Source organism: Pandoraea pulmonicola (assembly GCF_000815105.2).
In the GTDB taxonomy this organism is placed as follows: Bacteria; Pseudomonadota; Gammaproteobacteria; order Burkholderiales; family Burkholderiaceae; genus Pandoraea; species Pandoraea pulmonicola.
Map to the genome: position 1 here is coordinate 3111410 of NZ_CP010310.2, position 18871 is coordinate 3130280.

At 67.0% G+C, this 18871-nt stretch carries 18 protein-coding genes; 6 read left to right on the forward strand and 12 right to left on the reverse strand.

Annotation, left to right across the window (positions count from 1 at the left end):
* The first annotated feature begins 121 nt into the window (after positions 1-121).
* The 3 genes from RO07_RS13455 (at position 122) to RO07_RS13465 (ending at position 2143) form a co-directional block, all read left to right on the forward strand.
* A complete protein-coding gene (locus tag RO07_RS13455; protein WP_039411342.1) occupies positions 122-637 on the forward strand; it encodes a DUF2938 domain-containing protein in 516 nt (171 codons plus the stop codon).
* Positions 638-805: 168 nt separating this feature from the next.
* The gene (locus tag RO07_RS13460) at positions 806-1591 is read left to right on the forward strand and encodes an FRG domain-containing protein (RefSeq protein WP_039411345.1); all 786 of its coding nucleotides are present in this window, start codon (positions 806-808) and stop codon (positions 1589-1591) included.
* 78 nt (positions 1592-1669) lie between these two features.
* On the forward strand, positions 1670-2143 hold the full coding sequence (locus RO07_RS13465) for a VOC family protein (protein ID WP_039411349.1): 474 nt from the start codon (positions 1670-1672) through the stop codon (positions 2141-2143).
* 11 nt (positions 2144-2154) lie between these two features.
* Here the strand turns inward: RO07_RS13465 and RO07_RS13470 are convergent, their stop codons facing one another.
* The gene (locus RO07_RS13470) at positions 2155-5256 is read right to left on the reverse strand and encodes a VTT domain-containing protein (protein WP_157118208.1); all 3102 of its coding nucleotides are present in this window, start codon (positions 5254-5256) and stop codon (positions 2155-2157) included.
* Between the two features lie 200 nt (positions 5257-5456).
* Positions 5457-6089, reverse strand: a complete 633-nt coding sequence (locus tag RO07_RS13480) for a DUF4142 domain-containing protein (RefSeq protein ID WP_039415423.1) — start codon at positions 6087-6089, stop codon at positions 5457-5459.
* Positions 6090-6640: 551 nt separating this feature from the next.
* Between RO07_RS13480 and dapA the strand changes: the two genes are divergently transcribed.
* On the forward strand, positions 6641-7600 hold the full coding sequence (gene dapA, locus RO07_RS13485; RefSeq protein WP_052267290.1) for a 4-hydroxy-tetrahydrodipicolinate synthase: 960 nt from the start codon (positions 6641-6643) through the stop codon (positions 7598-7600).
* Positions 7601-7679: 79 nt separating this feature from the next.
* On the opposite strand, the gene RO07_RS26775 is transcribed toward dapA, so the two are convergent.
* Both RO07_RS26775 and RO07_RS13495 read right to left on the reverse strand, forming a co-directional pair.
* The gene (locus RO07_RS26775) at positions 7680-9371 is read right to left on the reverse strand and encodes a methyl-accepting chemotaxis protein (protein WP_269466446.1); all 1692 of its coding nucleotides are present in this window, start codon (positions 9369-9371) and stop codon (positions 7680-7682) included.
* Between the two features lie 326 nt (positions 9372-9697).
* A complete protein-coding gene (locus tag RO07_RS13495) occupies positions 9698-10222 on the reverse strand; it encodes a DMT family transporter (RefSeq protein ID WP_039411354.1) in 525 nt (174 codons plus the stop codon).
* 95 nt (positions 10223-10317) lie between these two features.
* Here RO07_RS13495 and RO07_RS13500 point away from each other — a divergent pair, with 95 nt between their 5' ends.
* Complete coding sequence (locus tag RO07_RS13500; protein ID WP_039411358.1) at positions 10318-11226, forward strand: LysR family transcriptional regulator; 909 nt, start codon at positions 10318-10320, stop codon at positions 11224-11226.
* A 76-nt stretch (positions 11227-11302) separates the two neighbouring features.
* On the opposite strand, the gene RO07_RS13505 is transcribed toward RO07_RS13500, so the two are convergent.
* Together RO07_RS13505 and RO07_RS13510 are read right to left on the reverse strand one after the other, a co-directional pair.
* On the reverse strand, positions 11303-11767 hold the full coding sequence (locus RO07_RS13505; protein WP_039415431.1) for a nuclear transport factor 2 family protein: 465 nt from the start codon (positions 11765-11767) through the stop codon (positions 11303-11305).
* A 249-nt stretch (positions 11768-12016) separates the two neighbouring features.
* Entirely contained in the window at positions 12017-12781 is a 765-nt protein-coding gene (locus RO07_RS13510; protein ID WP_237171250.1) for a sulfite exporter TauE/SafE family protein, read from the reverse strand.
* A 160-nt stretch (positions 12782-12941) separates the two neighbouring features.
* Between RO07_RS13510 and RO07_RS13515 the strand changes: the two genes are divergently transcribed.
* Positions 12942-13916 carry a LysR substrate-binding domain-containing protein gene (locus RO07_RS13515; RefSeq protein WP_072637041.1) on the forward strand — a complete coding sequence of 325 codons (975 nt, stop codon included), beginning with the start codon at positions 12942-12944 and terminating at the stop codon, positions 13914-13916.
* Here RO07_RS13515 and RO07_RS13520 read toward each other — a convergent pair.
* From RO07_RS13520 to RO07_RS13545, 6 genes are all read right to left on the reverse strand, one after another.
* Positions 13849-14709, reverse strand: a complete 861-nt coding sequence (locus tag RO07_RS13520; RefSeq protein ID WP_039411360.1) for a helix-turn-helix transcriptional regulator — start codon at positions 14707-14709, stop codon at positions 13849-13851. The genes RO07_RS13515 and RO07_RS13520 overlap by 68 nt on opposite strands.
* A 92-nt stretch (positions 14710-14801) precedes the next feature.
* The gene (tam, locus tag RO07_RS13525) at positions 14802-15626 is read right to left on the reverse strand and encodes a trans-aconitate 2-methyltransferase (protein ID WP_052267291.1); all 825 of its coding nucleotides are present in this window, start codon (positions 15624-15626) and stop codon (positions 14802-14804) included.
* A 43-nt stretch (positions 15627-15669) separates the two neighbouring features.
* Positions 15670-16536: an anti-sigma factor family protein gene (locus RO07_RS13530; RefSeq protein ID WP_237171251.1), complete on the reverse strand. Its 867-nt coding sequence runs from the start codon at positions 16534-16536 to the stop codon at positions 15670-15672.
* Entirely contained in the window at positions 16529-17194 is a 666-nt protein-coding gene (locus RO07_RS13535) for an RNA polymerase sigma factor (RefSeq protein WP_039411364.1), read from the reverse strand. The genes RO07_RS13530 and RO07_RS13535 overlap by 8 nt, the downstream gene beginning before the upstream one ends.
* A gap of 157 nt (positions 17195-17351) precedes the next feature.
* Positions 17352-17741, reverse strand: a complete 390-nt coding sequence (locus tag RO07_RS13540; RefSeq protein ID WP_039411367.1) for a cupredoxin domain-containing protein — start codon at positions 17739-17741, stop codon at positions 17352-17354.
* Between the two features lie 27 nt (positions 17742-17768).
* The gene (locus tag RO07_RS13545) at positions 17769-18668 is read right to left on the reverse strand and encodes a metallophosphoesterase family protein (RefSeq protein WP_052267588.1); all 900 of its coding nucleotides are present in this window, start codon (positions 18666-18668) and stop codon (positions 17769-17771) included.
* Between the last annotated feature and the right edge of the window lie 203 nt (positions 18669-18871).

The following is an 18871-nucleotide window of genomic DNA, read 5'->3' on the forward strand; positions in this document are numbered from 1 at the left end:
CCCGCTTGACTTCAAGTTAGCTTGAACTCGTATAGTGCCTCAATCGCAGCCGGTGCGTGCGCGGCTTCGCCTGGAAAACCGGCTGCTCCAGACGATTTTCAGATGATTTCGAGGAGCCGAAATGACATCGACAACGTTAAGTCTCATCGCACAGATTCTGGCCGTTGGCGTTTTCGCCACCGTGATCATGGACCTGTGGACGCTGCTGCTGCGCCACCTGTTCGGCGTGATGCCGCTCGACTATGCCCTCGTCGGACGCTGGCTCGGCCATATGGGCGCAGGGCAGTTCGCGCACGCGGGCATCGGACGCTCGCCCCCTGTGCGCGGCGAGAAGGCGCTGGGCTGGGCGGCGCACTACGTCATCGGCGTGGTGTTTGCCGCCGGCCTGATCCTCGCTTCGGGCGAGGTGTGGCTGCAATCGCCGGCGCTCGGGCCGGCGCTCGCCTTCGGGCTCATCACGGTGGTGCTGCCATTCTTCGTCATGCAGCCCGCGTTCGGGGCCGGTATCGCCGCATCGAAGACGCCGAAGCCAACACAGGCGCGCGTGCGCAGCCTCATCACGCATGGCGTGTTCGGGCTCGGACTGTACGCCGGCGGATGGCTGGCGAACGTCGTGCAACGGGCGTTGACGGGCTGATCCGACCGATCTGGCGGGTGCGGTCGATTCCCCCTCGTCAGGCCTCGCGCTTGAGCTGTCACAGACGCCGTACTATAGTGGCCGACGCCATGCATCGATTGCGATGCCCTGGCGTCTTCAACGGAACGGCCGAGCATGACGCATGCCGGCGCAAGGATTTCACCCACTATGGACACCATCGTCGTCGAGAACTGGAAGGATTTCATGGAGTTGTCCTCCCGGTTCGAAGGCTGGGCCTTTCGCGGCCAGCAAGACGCGCGCTGGCATCTGCAAAGCTCGCTTTCGCGGTATCTGCACGCGTTCGTATCCGACAAGGAACAGTGGCGCAGCCGCGAAGCGCGCGCCATCCGCATCTTCCGACGCAAGGCGCACAACCACGTGCCCTGGCCCGAGGTGCTGCGCGACGACCTGCGCTGCCTCGGCCTGATGCAGCACCACGGCGCGCCCACGCGACTGCTCGACTTCACCAAGTCGCCGTTCGTCGCCGCGTTCTTCGCGCTCGAGCGCGCCACCAGCGATTCGGCGATCTTCGCCCTGAACACTCCGGCGCTGTACGACGATCGCGCTCGCCCGCGCCATGCGCCCTGGCTCACGCGCGACACCATCGATCCGCGCGTCGAGGGCAACATGGACAAGTACTTCCTCGGCAACGACAACGAGGTGATCTGGTTCGGCGAGCCCGAGGAAATGGACGGCCGGTTGATCGCGCAGTCGGGCACATTTGTCGTGCCGGGCATCATCGACCGCCCCTTGCACCGCATTCTCGAAGGTTACGAGAGCGAGGAGCCGTTGCTGCGCAAGATCGTCCTGCCTGTGGCCCTGCGCGCGGACGCCATGAAATGGCTCTACCGCATGAACGTCACCAACGCGTCGCTGTTCCCGGATCTCGACGGACTGGCGCGCTCGATCGCCGTCGAAATCGAAATGGTGTGGCCCACGCAAACGCTGGGCTGAACCGAGCCCGGATCCATTATGAATTCCATGGATCCCGATTCGCACTTCACGCTTCACGTTTCACGACAGGAGAGAACGATGACGCAACTCGTCACTTGTGTGTGGTTCGATCAGGGTCAGGCTCGCGAGGCGGCCGAATTCTATGCCGCCACGTTTCCCGACAGCCACGTCGACGCGCGGCATGCTTCGCCCATCCCCGGCATCGGCCAGGGAGAGGACCTGACGGTCGAGTTCACGGTGCTGGGCTGTCGCTTCGTCGGCCTGAACGGTGGCCCCGAGTTCAAGCCGAACGAGGCCGTGAGCTTCATGGTGCTCACCAGGGATCAGGAAGAAACCGATCGCTACTGGAACGCCATCGTCGGCAACGGCGGTGCGGAGTCGGCGTGCGGCTGGTGCAAGGACCGCTGGGGCTTCTCCTGGCAGATCACGCCGCAGCGCCTGCTCGATCTCGTCACGAGCACCGACGTGCCGAAGGCGCGCCGTGCCATGGAAGCGATGATGACGATGCGCAAGATCGACATCGCCGCGCTCGAGCAGGCCGTCGCCGCCTGAGCAGGTCGCGCTCACGTTCGGTCGGCGCCGGTCGCCTCCCGCCCCATGGCGGGGTGAGGCGCCGGTTCGCGCCTCGGCATCGACGTGCGCAGCGTCGCCACGAGCGGCAGATGATCCGAGGCGACGCGCGCGAGTGCCGTGGCATGGCGGCGCACCTCCACAAGGTGTGCGCGAGGCGAGGTCCAGATGCGATCGAGCGAGAGCAGCGGCCAGCGCGACGGAAACGTCGCGACGTGCGGCGCCCGTTCGAAATAGCGATGCAGCCAGCGCAACGGCCGTCCCCACAGAAACCATTCGTTGACGTCGCCGAGCAGCACGGTCGCCGTACGTGGCTGACCGGCGAGACATTCGAGCAGGCGTCTGACCTGCTCCCGGCGCTCGCCAGGACGCAGCCCCAGATGCATGGCGATCACCCGCAACTGCATCTCACGGCCCTGCGCATCGTGCCAGGCCAGCGTGGCGTCGACGGCCCCACGCGGTTCCCGCCCCGGCACGCTCAGGTCGATGTGACGCACCGCCACCGGTGCGAAACGCGTCAGGATGGCGTTGCCGAACGCGAGACCGCCACGCGTGAGTGTTGGACCGGGGATCACGTGCATGCCGCGGGCCTCGGCCAGTTGCGCCAGCAGTCCGACGCCGGTTGCACTCGCCTGCACCTCCTGCAACGCCACGATGTCCGGATCGATCTCGTCGAGAACGCCCAGCACGCGCTCCGGCGCGTGACGCCCGTCGGCCCCTACGCCCCCATGCACGTTGTAGCTGGCCACACAGAGCTCCCGGCTGATCCTGCCAGGACGCTCGGGCAACAGTGGCTCGACGGCCTCGGGTCGGCCATTGCCGCTTCCTGCGTCGTCGCTCGTGCGCTGGGTCCGAGGGCCCCCGATGCGGCGCTTGAGCGCCGCCACACCCAGGCCGGGCAACACGAGCACGGCCACGAGCAGCGCGGCCGTCACGCCGCTCGGACGCTGGGCCAGCGCGGCCACGCGATCCACCAGCGCCGCCGCGATGAGAATGCCGGGCGCCATGCCGATCGCCGTTCCCAGCAAACAATGCCGCAACCGGATCCGCGACGCCCCGACCACGAAGTTCACGAGCATGAACGGCGCGAGCGGCATCAAACGCAGCACGATCATGGCGAGCAGACCGTGGTTGCCGATCTGCTGACTCACGGCGTTCAGATGCCGCCCGCCGAAGCGCCGCACGGCGTCGCGCCCGGCCACGCGCCCCACGGTGTACCCCACCATCGCGCCCAGTGTCGTGCCGCACAGCGCGTAGATCGCCCCCATGACCGGCCCGAAAACGACGACGGTGACCACGATCAACACCGTCACCGGCACCATGATCAGGGTACCGAGGGCATACACCCCCATCATGACCAGCGGTGCAAGCGGCAAATCGTGAATGCGCTCGACGAAGCCGAGCACGCGGCGCACGTCCGCCCATTCGCGCAACGGCGTATAGCGCCATGCGAGCGCCAGTCCGGCCAGCACGAGCAGCAGCACGACGAGCGAGGCGATGCGTCCGATCAGACGCGGACGAGCCTCCGTCGCAATGAAGGTTCCCATCACGTTCTCGAAGTCGATGGGCTCCATCGGATCGAGCACCACCGGCCCCGGCGACGCCGCGTCGTCCGCCTCGTGCAACTCGGGCGCGAACGCCTCCAGCGTGCGTCCGCCGTCGCGATGCAGCGTTGCCAGGGCGTGGTGCAATCCGCGATCCCGCGCCAGCGCCGCCTCGACGGCCGGCTCGGGCACGTCGAGGTGCTCGGCGAGCAGCCGGTTGCGCGCCCGCGCGATACCGGCCGCGACGCGTGCGTCGCCATTGGCGGCGATCGCCAGGTTGCATTCGGTATCCAGCGCCATGGAGCGGTTGTTCAGGTTGGCGGAGCCGATCACGAGCAGTTCGTCGTCGACCACCATCACCTTGCTGTGCACGTTCACGCACGCGGGCGCCACGCCCGGCACTTCGGGACAATACAACCGGAAGCGTTCGTCCGGATCGAGCTTGCGCAAACGCCGGTAGAGGCGTGCGCGCAGCACGCCCATGCTCTGCTGCTGTAGCCAGCCGTCTTCGATGCGGCGCGATACGACGGCAATGTCCGGACAGTCAGGTTGCGACAGACGGGCGGCGAGCGCGTCGCCGATCGACTTCGCCGTGAAGTACTGGTTTTCGAAGTAGAGCCGGTGCTTCGCGCTGGCAATCGCATCGACGTAGAGCGACTGGATTTCCTGTACCGCCGGCCGCCCGTCGAACGCGGGTGCCGTGCGTGCGATGGCGACGTCGACGTCGGTCAGATCGGGCGCGAGATTCGCCGGCCAGGGATCGAGCGGCGCGTATGGCGCGTCGCGGGCGTCCGGCAGGCGAAGGTCCACGTGCATGCCCGTCGCGCGATGCCAGCGCGCCTCGGCGAGCGCCGCCAACGCGTGGGCCGCCTCGCCGTCGACGAGCGCGTGGACGTCGTGAAACGGGGGATAGGGATGCCCTGACGGATCGCGTCGCCCCGGCTCGTCCGGCGCGTGCCGCGACGTATCCCAACGGCGGCGCGTGAGATCGAGACCGCCGACGAAGGCCAGCCGGTGGTCGATGACCACGACCTTCTGATGATGCGAGGCGCCCGTCGGATGGTGACCGTCGAGCCGGAAACACAACCGCCGGTGCGTGCGCCAGTCGAGTTTGACCGACGGCAGCCACTCACGCTCGAGCGCATAGAGCATGGCGAAGTCCCAGCTCAGCCCGTAGATGCGCAGCCCCCCTCGGCGCCGCACGAGCGCGTCGAGAAAGTCGCGCAAGCCGGGCGGCAGGCCGTCGTCGACGCCCATCGGCTGCAGTTGCATGCGGCTGTCGATGTCCCAGCCGAGAATGAAAACGGTGTGGCGCGCCGCACGCAGCGCTTCACGCAACGCGCTGAAGTAAGCCTCGCCGTCCACGAGCATGCGCATGCGCGCCGCCGGCGCGATCCGCCAGCAGTTGTGCCCCTCGCGCAAACGCAGCGAGGTCGTGCACGAAGCGGTTTGACGGCGAACGTCGCTGGCCAGGGAAGCCTTGGGCTCGGCGATCTCGGACGTCTGCCGCATCTCGGACGTCGACGAAGTCATCGGGTTGGCGTGCTTCATGCGCGATGTGACTCGTCGCGCGTCGTGCGAGTTTCCGGCTTGGCCATCATGGCAAAGCGGCAAGGACAAGGCGCATACAGCCGGCACGCAGCGCCGTCTGCGGACGACGTTGCGCGCCGGCTGATCAAAAGCCGATGGAACGGTCGCGATGTTGCAGGGATATGGCGGCGATCCGCCGGCAACATCGCGGCAAGTCGTACCTACTTGCCCATTTCCACCTTGGCCGACACTTCACGCGCCTCGCTCAGATGGTGACGCAGTGTAGGCAATGTCTGACGTGCAAATCCGCGCAAGTCCGAGTCCTGCCCCTTCTCGGATTCGGTCTCGAACAGGGTCACGGCCCGCTCGTGCGCGTCGGGTCCGGCAAGCGCCAGATACGCCACGTCGAACTCGCGCCCCGACTTGCTCTTGAGCGCCTCGATGTCGGGGTCGACAGCCGCGTCGGCGGGCACGCTCACGCCCTTTCTCGCCGCCAGTTTCCGCAGCATCTCGTTGGCCTTGCTGTGATCCGTCACCATCTGCTGCGCGAAGCGTTTGACCGATGGGTTGCTGGAGCGCTGCACGGCGAGCTGGCTTGCCTGCACTTCCGCCTTGCCTGCCTTCTGCGCCTTGTCGACGAACTCCACGTCGAGACCGGCCGCCGATTGCGCGGTGCGAACGGCTTGCGCACGCTGCGGACTCCCATCCTTGCCCGCGCCCATGCCTCCGATCCCGACGCCGCCTTGCGGCATTTCGCCCTGGGGCGACGCCTGCGCAAGCGCCACCGTTGCACTCGTCAGCAGCGCGGCGCCCATCAGGCAGGCGCGGTACCACGGGGTCCGTCGTGATGGCATATCGTGTACGTCGTGCTCCTCATGCATAGGGTCCTCCTCGTCGCTGAGCATCCTGGGGGTCGGAACATCACGGCATCGGAATGCCGCAAATCTTCGGGACACCGACCAATGCCCGTTCGACTACGCTGTCTGCGATGCCGTTCGCCCCGGCGCCATCGAAACTTTCTATGTGGCGCCACCATCGGTAGCCGATTCTCAATATCGAGTTGACGGCACCCGCGCATTCCGTATAGAGTCACCGCATGATGAATTTCAGCCACCCGCACGCGCAAGCTCTGCACGTTGTTCCGATGGGACAACCGGTGGCGTTCGTCAAAAACAAAAAACAGTCGCTCAACTGACCGGAGCGTGCTGTTCCGTCAGTTGAGCGACGGAACAGCCACGTGGACCAGGCAGTCCCGCCCGCGCACCTTGCGCACTCAAGCCACTCAAGCATCACCCAGGCCCAACTGCCCCGAACTTCCCCACGCGTGCATCAGCGTCGCCCGGCTGAACGGTTTCCGTACAGGTCATCACTCGTTCGTCGCTTAAGTACCGTCAGGGAGACACTCATGCAAGTCGCACCGTCGCAAACCGTTGCATCCAGCACCCACACCGCTGCCTCGCCGGCCTTTCGAGGCATCTGGCTGCCGCTTGTCACGCCGTTTTCCCCCGAAGGCGCGGCTACGCCGGTGGACCACGCCGCCCTGCGCCGCCTGGTCGCGCACTATCGTCGCTCGGGCATCGCCGGCCTCGTGATTTGCGGCACGACAGGCGAAGCCGCCGCCCTCGACGATGCCGAACAGCTCGCGATCTTCGAAACCGTCTTCAACGAAGCGGGCGATCTGCCCGTCATCGCCGGCCTGGCGGGAAATCATCTCGGGCACACGCTCGCGCGACTCGACGCCTTCAACGCGCTGCCGCTCGCCGGCGTGCTCGCGCCGGCGCCGTATTACATCCGACCGTCCCAGGAAGGTCTCGTCGGCTGGTTCCAGACACTGGCCGATCGTTCGCGCGCGCCGCTCGTGCTCTACGACATTCCGTATCGCACCGGGACCACGCTCACGCTCGATACGCTGCTCACGCTCGCCGGTCACGGCAACATTCGAGGCATCAAGGATTGCGGCGGCAACGCGCATGCGACGCAGGCATTGATCGCCGACGGACGGCTCGCAGTCCTTGTCGGTGAAGATCATCAGTTGCTGTCCACGCTGGCGATGGGCGGACATGGGGCGATCATTGCCTCGGCGCATTGCCGTGCGGCGCACTTCGTGGCGTTGTATCGAGCGGTGCAGGCGCGCCAGCTCGACGCGGCGCGTGCGCTGTTCCACGCGCTCATGCCGGTGATCCGGCTGCTTTTCACGCAGCCGAACCCGGGGCCGGTCAAGGCCTGGCTTGCTCGGGAGGGATTGTTGGCGGATGTGCTGCGCGCCCCCATGACGAGCGCTTCGCCGTCGCTGGCGCAGCAACTGGTGGAGGCGGTTGCCGCGCTCGACGCGGAATTCGGTCCGGGGGCGGTGAACGCCGCCTGACGGAGGCTGACGGCCGGGGCTGCAGCCCCGGCGCCGCTCAGGGACGCATAGAGGAAACGCCTCGAAAGTGTCGCCGGCTTCAGGCGACGGCGCGCGGGTCCGCGAGCATCGCGGGTTCGTTGTAGGACGCGTCGTCCGGCGTGATCGGCGCCGGACGCACCACGCTCCTGCGGGATGCGACGCCGTCGACCGCACCGCTCTCGCCCACGCGGAACTTCGCCGTCTCGGCCACCAGTTCGGAGGCCTGCTGTCGCATATGTTCCGCCGCAGCCGCCGCCTCTTCCACGAGCGCCGCGTTCTGTTGCGTCACCTGGTCCATCTGGGAGACGGCCTGATTGACCTGTTCGATGCCGCGCGCCTGCTCGTCGCTCGCCGCGGCAATCTCTGTGATGAGTTCGCTCACGCGCCGCACCGACACGACGATCTGATCCATCGTCTTGCCCGCCACCTCCACGCGCGACGTGCCGTCCTCGACCTGCTGGACCGACGTTGCGATCAACTCGCGAATGTCCTTGGCCGTGCCGGCGGAACGCTGCGCCAGCGTGCGGACTTCCCCGGCCACGACGGCGAAACCGCGTCCCTGCTCGCCCGCGCGCGCCGCCTCCACCGCCGCGTTGAGGGCGAGGATGTTGGTCTGGAAGGCGATGCCTTCGATGGCCTTGATCATGTCGCTCATGCGCGCCGAGGCGCTCGCCATGGCCTGCATCGTCTCGATGACGGCACGCACGCTTTGCGCTCCCGCGTCGGCCACGCCCGAGGCTTCCTGCGACAGGCGTCGCGCCTGCATGGCGTGCTCCACGTTCTGCTTCACGGTCGACGTGAGTTCTTCCATCGACGCGGCCGTTTCTTCGAGCGATGCGGCCTGCTCTTCGGTGCGTTGCGACAGATCTGTGTTGCCCTGTGCAATCTCGCGGGCCGCAGTGTCGATGGCGCCCGACGCGCTCTGGATATTGCGCACCAGGTGGCGGAGCTGGCCGATCGCGGTATCGAGCGCATGCGCCATCTGACCGACCTCATCGGCGCGCTCGGCGCTCACCCGATGCGTGAGATCGCCGCGCGCGAGCGCCGAAGCCCCCTCGACGGCGGCACGCACAGGACGCGTCACCGAACGCGTGATCGCCACGGCGAATACGATCGACAGCGTGATCGATACGACGAGCGTCGCCAGCAGCCACCGGCGCGCGGACGAATAGGCGTCGTTCGCGTCGGCGGCCTCCTTGCTGCTCACGGCCTTGCCCACCGCCATCAAACCGTCGAGCGGCGCGAAGTACGCCACTTGCACCTTCTGCATGGGGCCCAACAACTCGGTCTTGGCCTCGGCGTAATTGCCGCTGCGCACAAGCGAGACCACGGCGTCGAGCCGTTGTCCGTACTCGGTGTTGGCCTCGGCCAGCGTGCGGTACAACGCCTTGCCCTTCTCCGTGTAGAAGATCGTCGCCATGCCGGCGATGCTCTTGTTGTTGGCCCGACGAAGTTCGTCGATCGTGGCCAGGCGCGTGTCGAGCTGCGAGGCGTCTTCCGACATCACGATGTCTCGCAGGAGCACGGCCACATGCGCCGCCCGATCCTTGAGCCCGTGGAATTCGAGAATCTTGTTGTTCAGGTCGGAAACGATGAGTTGCGTGTTCGCATCCATCGTCGCCATCTTCGTCACGGCCACTACCGCGACGATCAGCAGCATGAACACGTTGATGGAAAAAGCGGCGGCGAGCCGTTTGCTGATACTGAGATTCTTGAACATTGCCTTCGCGCGCGTGAAGCGCCCCGTCATGCGGTGTTGTCGTTGTATTGACCTGCTGCCGGCAAGCGCCGCAGGTCGCTGTCTCTCTCGGTGCCGCGAGCGACACCTCTGAGGAGACTTAACGAGTGCTTTTGCCGAAACTTGAGCGACCGCGCGACGATTTCCGGAAACGCCCCGCGGACGCCCGTCAGACAAGGCGCTCCAACGTTGGGCCGCGTTGCGGGAAACCCTCAAAAACCAACGCAACTTGCGTATGTTCAATGGATATATTGCATATGTGGGGGCCAATCTTACGCTCGGCACGTCGGATGAAGCCGTCCCGACGGCGCTGCCGGTCCGGGCGCCATGGGCGTTGTTCAGCCGCCGACGACCTTGGCCGCGGCGACGCCAGCGGCGGAGCTTCGCGTGCCCCATTGCACGACCAGCATGCCGGCAACGATCAGTGCGACACCAGCGATGCGCATGACGTTCGCGGGCTTCACGCCGAGTCCCATCAATCCGAAGTGATCGATGACGAGCGACGCCACGACCTGGCCGGCCACCACGCACACGATGAAGTTGGCGGCCCCCAGGCGGGGCGTGAGCAACAACGCGGCGGTGATGTAAATCACGCCCGCGATGCCGCCGATCCAGAGCCACCAAGGACCGCGTACCGCAGCCCCCAGATCCGGCGCGCCTGCCCGCATGCCGACGAGTACCGGCAGCACCACGACAAGGCTGACGAGCAATGACGCAACCGTCGCCCAGAGCGGATGACCGAGGGCGCGCCCCAGGGCCGCGTTGCCGCCAGCCTGAAACGGAACAACGGCCCCGGCGAGCACGGCGACGGCCAACGGCAACAGCACCGACGCAGGCAATTGAGGCGTGATGGAAGCATTCATGGTGACCCTCGTGAAGAAAAAATTTGCTTGTCACCAGCATGAATCATCGATTTCAATAATGGAAATTCGAAGTTAGCACACAAATTATTCGCCAAATGGATGATCTTCGCCGCATCGACATGAACCTGTTGCTCACGCTGCACGCATTGCTGGCGGAGCGTCACGTATCACGCGCGGCGGTGCGTCTGCATCGCAGCCAACCGGCGGTCAGTCATGCGCTGGCCCAGTTGCGCGAGATCTTCGACGACCCCTTGCTCGTGCGACGCGATGGCGGGCTGGCGCTCACGGCGCGCGCGCTCGAATTGGAACGTCCGCTGGAAGATGCGCTCGACCAGTTGCGGGGGCTGCTCCACGCCCCGGCGTTCGACGCGCGGCGCGCGCGACGCACGTTCCGCGTGGCGCTGTCCGATTACGGAGCTCGCGTAGCGCTCCCCGCACTGACGCGTCGCTTGCGCGAGCGCGCGCCGGGCGTGGATCTCGCGGCCTCGCAGGCGAGCCGGGAGGCGATGCTCACGCAATTGCTCGACGGCGAAATCGACCTCGCGCTCGGCGTGTTCCACGACCTGCCGGCCGAGCTGCAGGCGCATACGTTGTTCGAAGAAACGTTCATCTGTGTGGCCGACCGGACGACGTTGCCTGCCCGGGGCGTCCTGTCGATGTCGGCCTGGGTGGCCCGTCCCCACGTGCTCGTGGCGATGCGCCCCGGGGCTGACAACGAGATCGATCAGGCGCTCGCCGCGCACGGCCACACGCGACGCGTGGCCGTCACCCTGCCGCACTGGAACATCGCCACGGCGTTGATCGCGGGCACCGACCTGATCCTCACCGTGGCCGAACGCGCGACGGCGCATCTGCGTCACGATCGCCAGTTGCGCCGCTTCGCCGCACCGTTTCCGATCCCGCCATTCGCGTTCCAGGCGGTGTGGCACACGCGGCGCGACGTCGATCCCGCCCATCGCTGGCTGCGCGAGCAGATTGCCGAAGTGTGCGCGTGCGGAGAGTGAACGCGGCCGTCAGGCGATGGGCGTTGCCACCCATCCCCACATGGCCATGATCGCGGAGCCCAGCGCGAGGTCCTTTTCAGAACATCGAGTTGCCGCTGACGGTCTTCGCGGGCACTTGCTGCGAGACGTCCCAGTGCTCGACGATCTTGCCCTTTTCCAGTCGGAAGATGTCGACGATGGCGATCGGTTCGGCGCCCGGGTACGGCACCTTGCGCACGTGCAGGATCACGTAGTCGCCGTCGGCGAATGCACGAACGATGTCGCTGTGCGAATCCGGCTGGTTCTTGCGCAGGAAGTCGAGAAACTTGCCGAAACCTTCGACGCCGTCGGCCGCATTCGGATTGTGCTGGATGTACTGGCGTCCCAGGTACTGGCGCGCGGCCTCGAAGTCCTTGCGGTTGAGGCCGGCCTCGTAGAACGCGAGCACGATGTCCTTGTTCGAGGCCAACTGTTCGGCGGAGGCGTCGGGGGCCGAATTGGCCGACGCGCGCAGACCCTCGGCGCCGGCGGCCGAGATCGCCGCACCGGGCACCGGGGGCATGCCGCCCGCGGCACGTGCGACTGTCGTTGGCGCGAAGGCGACCGTCGCGGCGACGGCAAGGAGCGTTGCGATTGACGTCTTCATGATCGATAGAGGTGAACGTGACGTGACCAGCCTGTGGCGCCGGATGCCGCCCGGCTAACCGGACACCATACGATCAGCTTAGCAGTTCGTACGGTTTGCCGTACATCAGCGCCCGCTGACACGCCGTGTGCGCAGATGTCCGACAGGTTTCACGAGGTCGAATGCTCAGCGCCAGGCCGCGCTTAGCATCACGCCGCCGGACACGACGAGCATGACGTCGAGCAAGCGCTGGAATACCCGCGGCGACAGCCCCAGCACGAAACGCTTGCCGAGCAAGGTGCCGAACATCAGCGTCGCGCCGACGATCAGGCCATTGGCCCATGCCTCGGCAGGCAAGGCGCCGAGGCCGGAGAACATCAGCACCTTGGCAACGTAGATGAGGACCGAACTGGCCGACTCCGCCCCGAGGAATGCCCCGCCCGACAGGCCGTACGCCGCAAAGGCCGGTACGCTCAGCGGACCGGTGGAAAGCACGATACCGGTCAGGAAGCCGATCACCGCGCCGGACAGCGCCAACTGCCACGGCGACAACCGCCATTGCTTGCGAAGCAGGTAGTGCCGCACCGGCACCATCGTCACGAAGAACAGACCCAGCGCGACGTCCACCGCCGTGGCGGGCAGACTCCACAACGTGCGCGCGCCGAGCGCGGCGGCCGGCGCCCCGGCGATCGAGTACGCCGACACGGCGCGCCAGTCGATTTCGCGCCACCATGCAAGCACCTTCGACACATTGCCGACGATGGCGGCAACGGCCATGATCGGCACCGCCTGCTTCGGCCCATAGGTGTAGACAAGCACCGGCAACAGCATCATCGACGATCCCGTGCCGACCACACCGCTCACCACGCCCGCCGCCGTTCCCACGACCGCCACCATCGCCATGCCCCAGGCATGCGCGGCCAGCGATGCCACCAACCATCCTTCCTGCATTCGCGCCTCGTCAGTTGCCGTCCCGCCCCCCCGAATCCGTTCGGGCGAATCACCGACAAACGATAAAGCATGAAGCACACTCACACTATCGACAAATTCAGCGGGCATCTGTGATAAAAAGTCACGATTGTGCATTCAAGCCGTTCACCGAGGGATTACGATGTCGCGTCGTCAGTTGCCGCCCCTTCACGCGCTGCGGGTGTTCGAGACGGCCGCCCGCGCCGAGAGTCTCAGCGCCGCCGCCCAGGAGTTGTCGATCACGCACGGGGCGGTGAGCCGCCAGATCGCGTTGCTGGAGGGCTGGCTCGGGCAGCGGCTCTTCGTCCGGCAGGGCCAGCGCAATGTGGCCACCGATCACGCCCGCGCGTTCGCCGCCGAGATCAGCGACGCGTTCGACCGGATCGGCGACGCCGCCCTGCGCTTCGGCAAGGCGCCGCGGACGCGCCTCGTACGCGTGAACGCACAGACCTCGCTCGCGATGCATTGGCTGATCGCGCGCCTGCCAGCGTTTCATGCCGAGCACCCCGACGTGCAGGTCGTCGTGACGACGTCGAGCAGCGCCGATCCCGCGTTCCGGGGCGGCTTCGACGTGGCCATTCGCCGCGACCCGCCGCCGCGACCCGAGTGGCAGCCCTACGAGAAAACGACGCTGTTTACCGAACGGGCGAGCGTGATCGCCGCACCCGCCCTGCTCCACGCGCTGCCGCTACGGCGTCTGAAGGACCTTGCGAAGCACACATTCGTCGCCACGCAAACGCGCGTCGGCGCATGGGAAGACTGGTTGAGCGCGGCCGGGATGCCTACGCTGCGGCCCGTGCGATTCCATCGTTTCGACCACTATCACGTAAGCCTGCAGGCGGTCATCGACGGGCTGGGCGTGGGGATCGGCAGCACGCCGACACTGGCGCGCGAACTCGCCGCGGGCCGTCTCGTGATGCCCTTCCCGGAGATTCAGATGGATGGCGCGACCTACGTCACGCTGGTGCCGCGCGATGCCGACAAATCGCAACCGCTGCGCGACTTCCTGACGTGGGTGCACGACGCGGCGCGCACGAGCGCCGTGCCGCTTACGCGCCCGATCCGACGCTCCACTTCCCGGGCGGCACGCCAAAGGCCCGCCGGAAATAGCGCGTGAAATGCGACAGATCGTTGAAGCCGTGAGCGAGCGCGACATCGGTGGCCGACGCCCCGGCACGCAACGCCGGCAAGGCGCGCACCAACCGCAGCTGATTGCGCCACGCGTGCGGCGCGAGCCCCGTCTCGCGCGAGAACAGGCGAGCGGCGTGAAACGGTGAGAGGCCAACCGCCTCGGCCAGCGCCGTGAGCGAGAGCGGTTCGGCAAGGTCGGCCGACAACCTGGCCTTCATCGTTTCCACACGTACGGCGTCTCGATGCCCGGACAATTCCGGCAAGCGAGCCTGCGCATGGCGCGTGAGCATCATCGAGACGGCTTCGATCAGCACGCTTTCCGCCATCAGCGGATCCGCGCCGCTTTGCAGCAGTTGATGCGCGGCCAGCAGTCGCTGGAGCGCCGGGGCATCGTGAACGACGTCTTCGCCGAACCACGGCATCGCGTCGTCCGGGGCGGCCAGTCCGGTCAATTGTCGTTGCACGCCCTTCACGAAGTCGACCGGCAGATAGAACACACGGTAGCGCCAGCCGAAGTCGGTCTCGCGCGCACCCGTATGCACTTCGCCTGGATGGATGATCGCGATGGAACCGGCATCGGCCACGTGCTCGCCGCCGCGATAGAAATAGCGCTCCGCGCCCGCCACGATGCACGCGAACGTGTACGCATCATGCCAATGCGGCGCAAAGGTGTGGTCGTTGTACTCGGCCGTGAGCATGTCGGCCCCCGGCACGAGCGACGAGCGCCAGTACAAGGGAGCGTTGCGAAACGGTCGGGTCGGTGGGGACGAGGCATCCATGCCCGCTACTTTACACTGCGCCGCAGGCGCTTGCCGCACTGCCCCCGAAGGCGCATCGGCTACCGGCGACGCACATGCGCACACGGAATCGGTCAGCGTGTCGCGACGACGAAGAGCCGTGGGAACGGCAGCAGCACCGTGCCGTCGTCCAGCGCCGGATACGCCCGGGCGATCTCGTCGGTGTAACGGCTCAGGAAGGCCTCGCGCGAGGCGTCGTCGAGTTTTGCGAGGAACGGTCGCAACGCGCTGCCCTTGAACCATTCCACCACGGCGGCCGCGCCGCCGGCGAGCGGGTGATAGTACGTGGTGCGCCAGATGTCCACGCGCGAGCACGTCGCGCGCAGCAGCGGATAGTAGAACGCGGCTCCGTGGCGCGCGGTGCGCTCCACGCCCTTGAGCGTGGCGGCCCAGCGGGGATCGGCGGCAACTTCACGCATCAGCCGATGCGCGGGTTCGTCCAGGTTGTCGGGTGTCTGCACCGCCAACGACCCGCCGGGCGCCAGACGCTCGACCAGACGCGGATACAACGTCTCGTGATCGGGCAACCATTGCATCACGGCGTTGGCGAGAATCACGTCGAACGGCCCGTTCCGACCCTCAGGTCCATCTTGCCAACTCGCAATGTCGGCCACCTCGAAACGGAACCGCGGCAGCCGGGCGCGCGCCGCATCGATCATGTCCTGCGAACTGTCCAGCCCCAGCACTTCCGCTTGCGCATAGCGCTCGGCCAGCACTTCCGTCGAATTGCCCGGACCGCAGCCAATGTCGGCCACACGGGCGGCGGCGCGCCCCGGCAAGTCCGGGATGGCCGCGACGAGATCGCGGACGGGACGCGTGCGCTCGTCTTCGAATTTCACATATTGCGCGGCTTGCCAGGCCGGGTTGACGGGGGCATTCGGCGACGGAATCTGCGTCATGACGGGCTCCTTCGGATGCGACGTTGCGACAGCCGTCACGATATCAGGTCGCCGCCTGCAGCGCCTCCACGAACACGCGAAGATGCGAAGCCTCGGCATCGGTGATCGCCCAGTACACCATGCCGCCGCGACGCCACCGGGCGATGGCATAACCATCGACAACCGTGATCGTCGGCGCCGCCGCGGCCTTCTCGCGCGCCGGAAACACGTACAGGTCGATCGGGTGCCTGTCGGTGCGATAGACGAGCACGGCCACCGTTCGTCCTCCAACGTAATCGAGCCGCCCTCCCGCGAGCGGAAAGCCCTTGTCCGCCAGGTCGATGACGGGCGGCGCGTAGTCGATCCTGCCATTGAACCAGGGTTTCACGGTGTGCTGATCGGTCGAGACGACGTCGATCGGATGCTGCGAGAGCAGCGCGCGCACATGGCTGGAAACGATTTCCTGCGGCTGCAAGCCCGTCGATTGCGCCTGCGTCTCCTCCTGCGGCACAGGCGGACGAGCGCCGAGCAGCGCCAACGCGACCGCGAGTCCGCCGAGGATCGCGCCCCCCGCACCACCGAAGAGCCACGGCGCCAGGCGTGCCCCCCAGCCGGCATCGACCGGGATATCGGTGCGCGGCCTGGCCGCAGGCTTCGACGACGGCCGTGGCGCGGATGCGTCGACGGCCGGCCTGGTATCTGACGACGCAGAGGGATGGGGGGAACGAGCGTCGCGCGGCGTACGGCGCTCCGCCTGGGCGAGATCGTCGCGCAGACGTTCGCGCAGCGAAGTCGGCGCCTCGTGACGCAACGAACCGTCGCGCAGCATCTTGCCGAGGGTCATGGACTCGCCACCGGCGGGCGCGCCGTCGCCCTCCTTGCGGGGCTCGCCCGACGGGTTCGCGCCGCTCGGGTCGTCGGACTTACTCATCGTGTCCTCCTCGGATTGTGCCGCCCAGCGGCAGACGGGTGACCTGCGCCGACGACGTGGCCGATGTAGCCGATGCCGCCGACGTAGCGGAAGTCGCGGACATCTGCGCCGCCCGCACGGCGGCGGCGAGCATCTGCCGGCCCCGCGCGAGGCGCGACATCACCGTGCCGGCCGGCACGCCCACGATCGTTTCGATCTCGCGGTAGCTCATATCCTCGATCTCACGCAGCACCAGCACCTCGCGAAAAACCACCGGCAGGCTCGCCAGCGCCTCTCGCACCAGGGCACATTCGTCGCGGCGCACCGCCAGCATTTCGGGGTCGCCTGGCGATGTCTCGTCCCAGCCCGGCAAACGCTCGTCGTACAGGCCGTGCGAAGCTTCGTCGAACGGTGTACCGTCCGCCGCGTCCGAGCGACGCCGCCACTCGGTCAGCCATGTATTGCGCACGATGGCCAGCAGCCATGCCCGGGCGTTCTCGCCACGAAATCCGTCGAAGAAACGCAACGCCCGCAAGTAGGCCTCCTGGACGATGTCGTCGGCATCGCTCGCGCTGCCCGAGAGCCAGCGCGCGAGGTTATACGCCGCATCGAGATGCGGCAGGGCCAGGGCTTCGAATCGTCCCGCCGCCTGCGCGTCGGGCTTTTCAGCGTCGCTCACCGGGGTCTCCCGTGCCGGGCAGCGCACTGCCCGGGTGAATCGGCCTTGAATCGGCCTTGAATCGGTCTGGCGGGATGCGCGCGGGATTCGCCCGCGACATCCACCCCGCCAACGGCCCCATTGAATCACATCGATGGGTTCGCACACGTCTGCCCGATTATTTCACGATGACGGTCCCTGTCATATGCGGATGAATCGCGCAAAAGTACGGGTACGTTCCCGGCTTGTCGAAGGTGTACGAAAAGCTGCCGTCGGTATCGAGCGCGCCGGAGGCAAACGCGCGCGGACTGGACGAACTCGTCACGGTGTGGGGTTCGTCGTCACGATTGATCCACGTCACCTTCGTGCCGGCGCGAACGGTGAGCGTCGCGGGCGCGAACGTGAAGTTGTCGATATGCACGGTGACGGCGTCGGCCGCGCGCGCCGCCACCGGCAAGCCAAGCGTGAGCGCACCGCCTGCCGCGGCAACAAGAACGACGAAAGCAACGAGAACGCGCGGAAACGTGCGACGGGGCGCCTGGCCGTGTTGTGAAGCGATGGATGTCATGAGGATCTCCCGAAGCAATATCCGCACTCACGAGGACAGCGTGGCGTCGGCAAGCAGCGGCGCGCCGTCGAGCGACGTGTAATCGACGCGACGGATGCCCAGCGTCTGCCGCAATTGCGCGGCGTCGACCTTCAACGGCCCCGGCCCCGGGCCATCGCCCGGCGAGGGCTGCGGGAATGCCGTGGACATCGCGGTTTGCAGACGCACGTTGCCCTCCACCTTCTGCAGCACCTGATGGATGTGACCATTGAGCACCGTCACCGAACCGAAAGGCCGCAGCAATGCCAGCGCACGATCGGCGTCGTCCGTACCCCAGCCCCATGCCGGATAGACCGACCACAGCGGCATGTGCGTGAACACCACGATCGGCGTGCTGTGCGAGCGCCCCTTGAGATCCGCCGCCAGCCACGCGATCTGCGCGTCGCCGAGATAACCCATGCCGCCCGCCTTGAGGTTGAGCACGTTGACGAGCGCGACGAAGTGAACCCCCTGCTGATCGAAGCTGTACCAGCCGACGCCTTTCGTGTCCGGGGCGAAGCGTCCGAAGAACGCGCGGCCGTCGTCGCCGATGACATCGTGCTCGCCCGGCACGTAGTGCGTTTGCAGCCCCGCGCCATTCACGATCTGCTGCGCCGCGTCGAACTCCTCGGCGCGCGACAGATGACTCACGTCGCCGGTATGCAGCATGAAGGCCGGGCGTTGCGGCGCCGCGCGGATCCTGTCGATGGCCGACTGCAAGGTCGCCGCCGGATCGGGATTGGGCGCCTTGTTGAAACCGATGTGGCTGTCGCTGATCTGCACGAACGACAGCGCGTTGCGCGTGGCCGTATCCGCGGCATGCGCCGCCCCGCCCAGCGACAGCCCGCGCGGCACACCGCCGTCGAGCGTCCACAGGATCCCCGCGCCGGCCCACGCGAGGCATGCCATCGCCCGGCGGCGCGAGATTCGCAACGGTGAAGCGTCCACCCGCGTGTGGGATGCCTGGGCTGGCTCCGCGCCGTCGAGCGACGGGCAAGCAACGTCGGCGTCGGTGTCGACGCCCGTCTGGGAATGCTGGCGACTGCTCATGACACACCTCCGGACCGGCGCGCTCCACGCGTCCGTCACCATGACGGGCGTCGGGAGTGCCG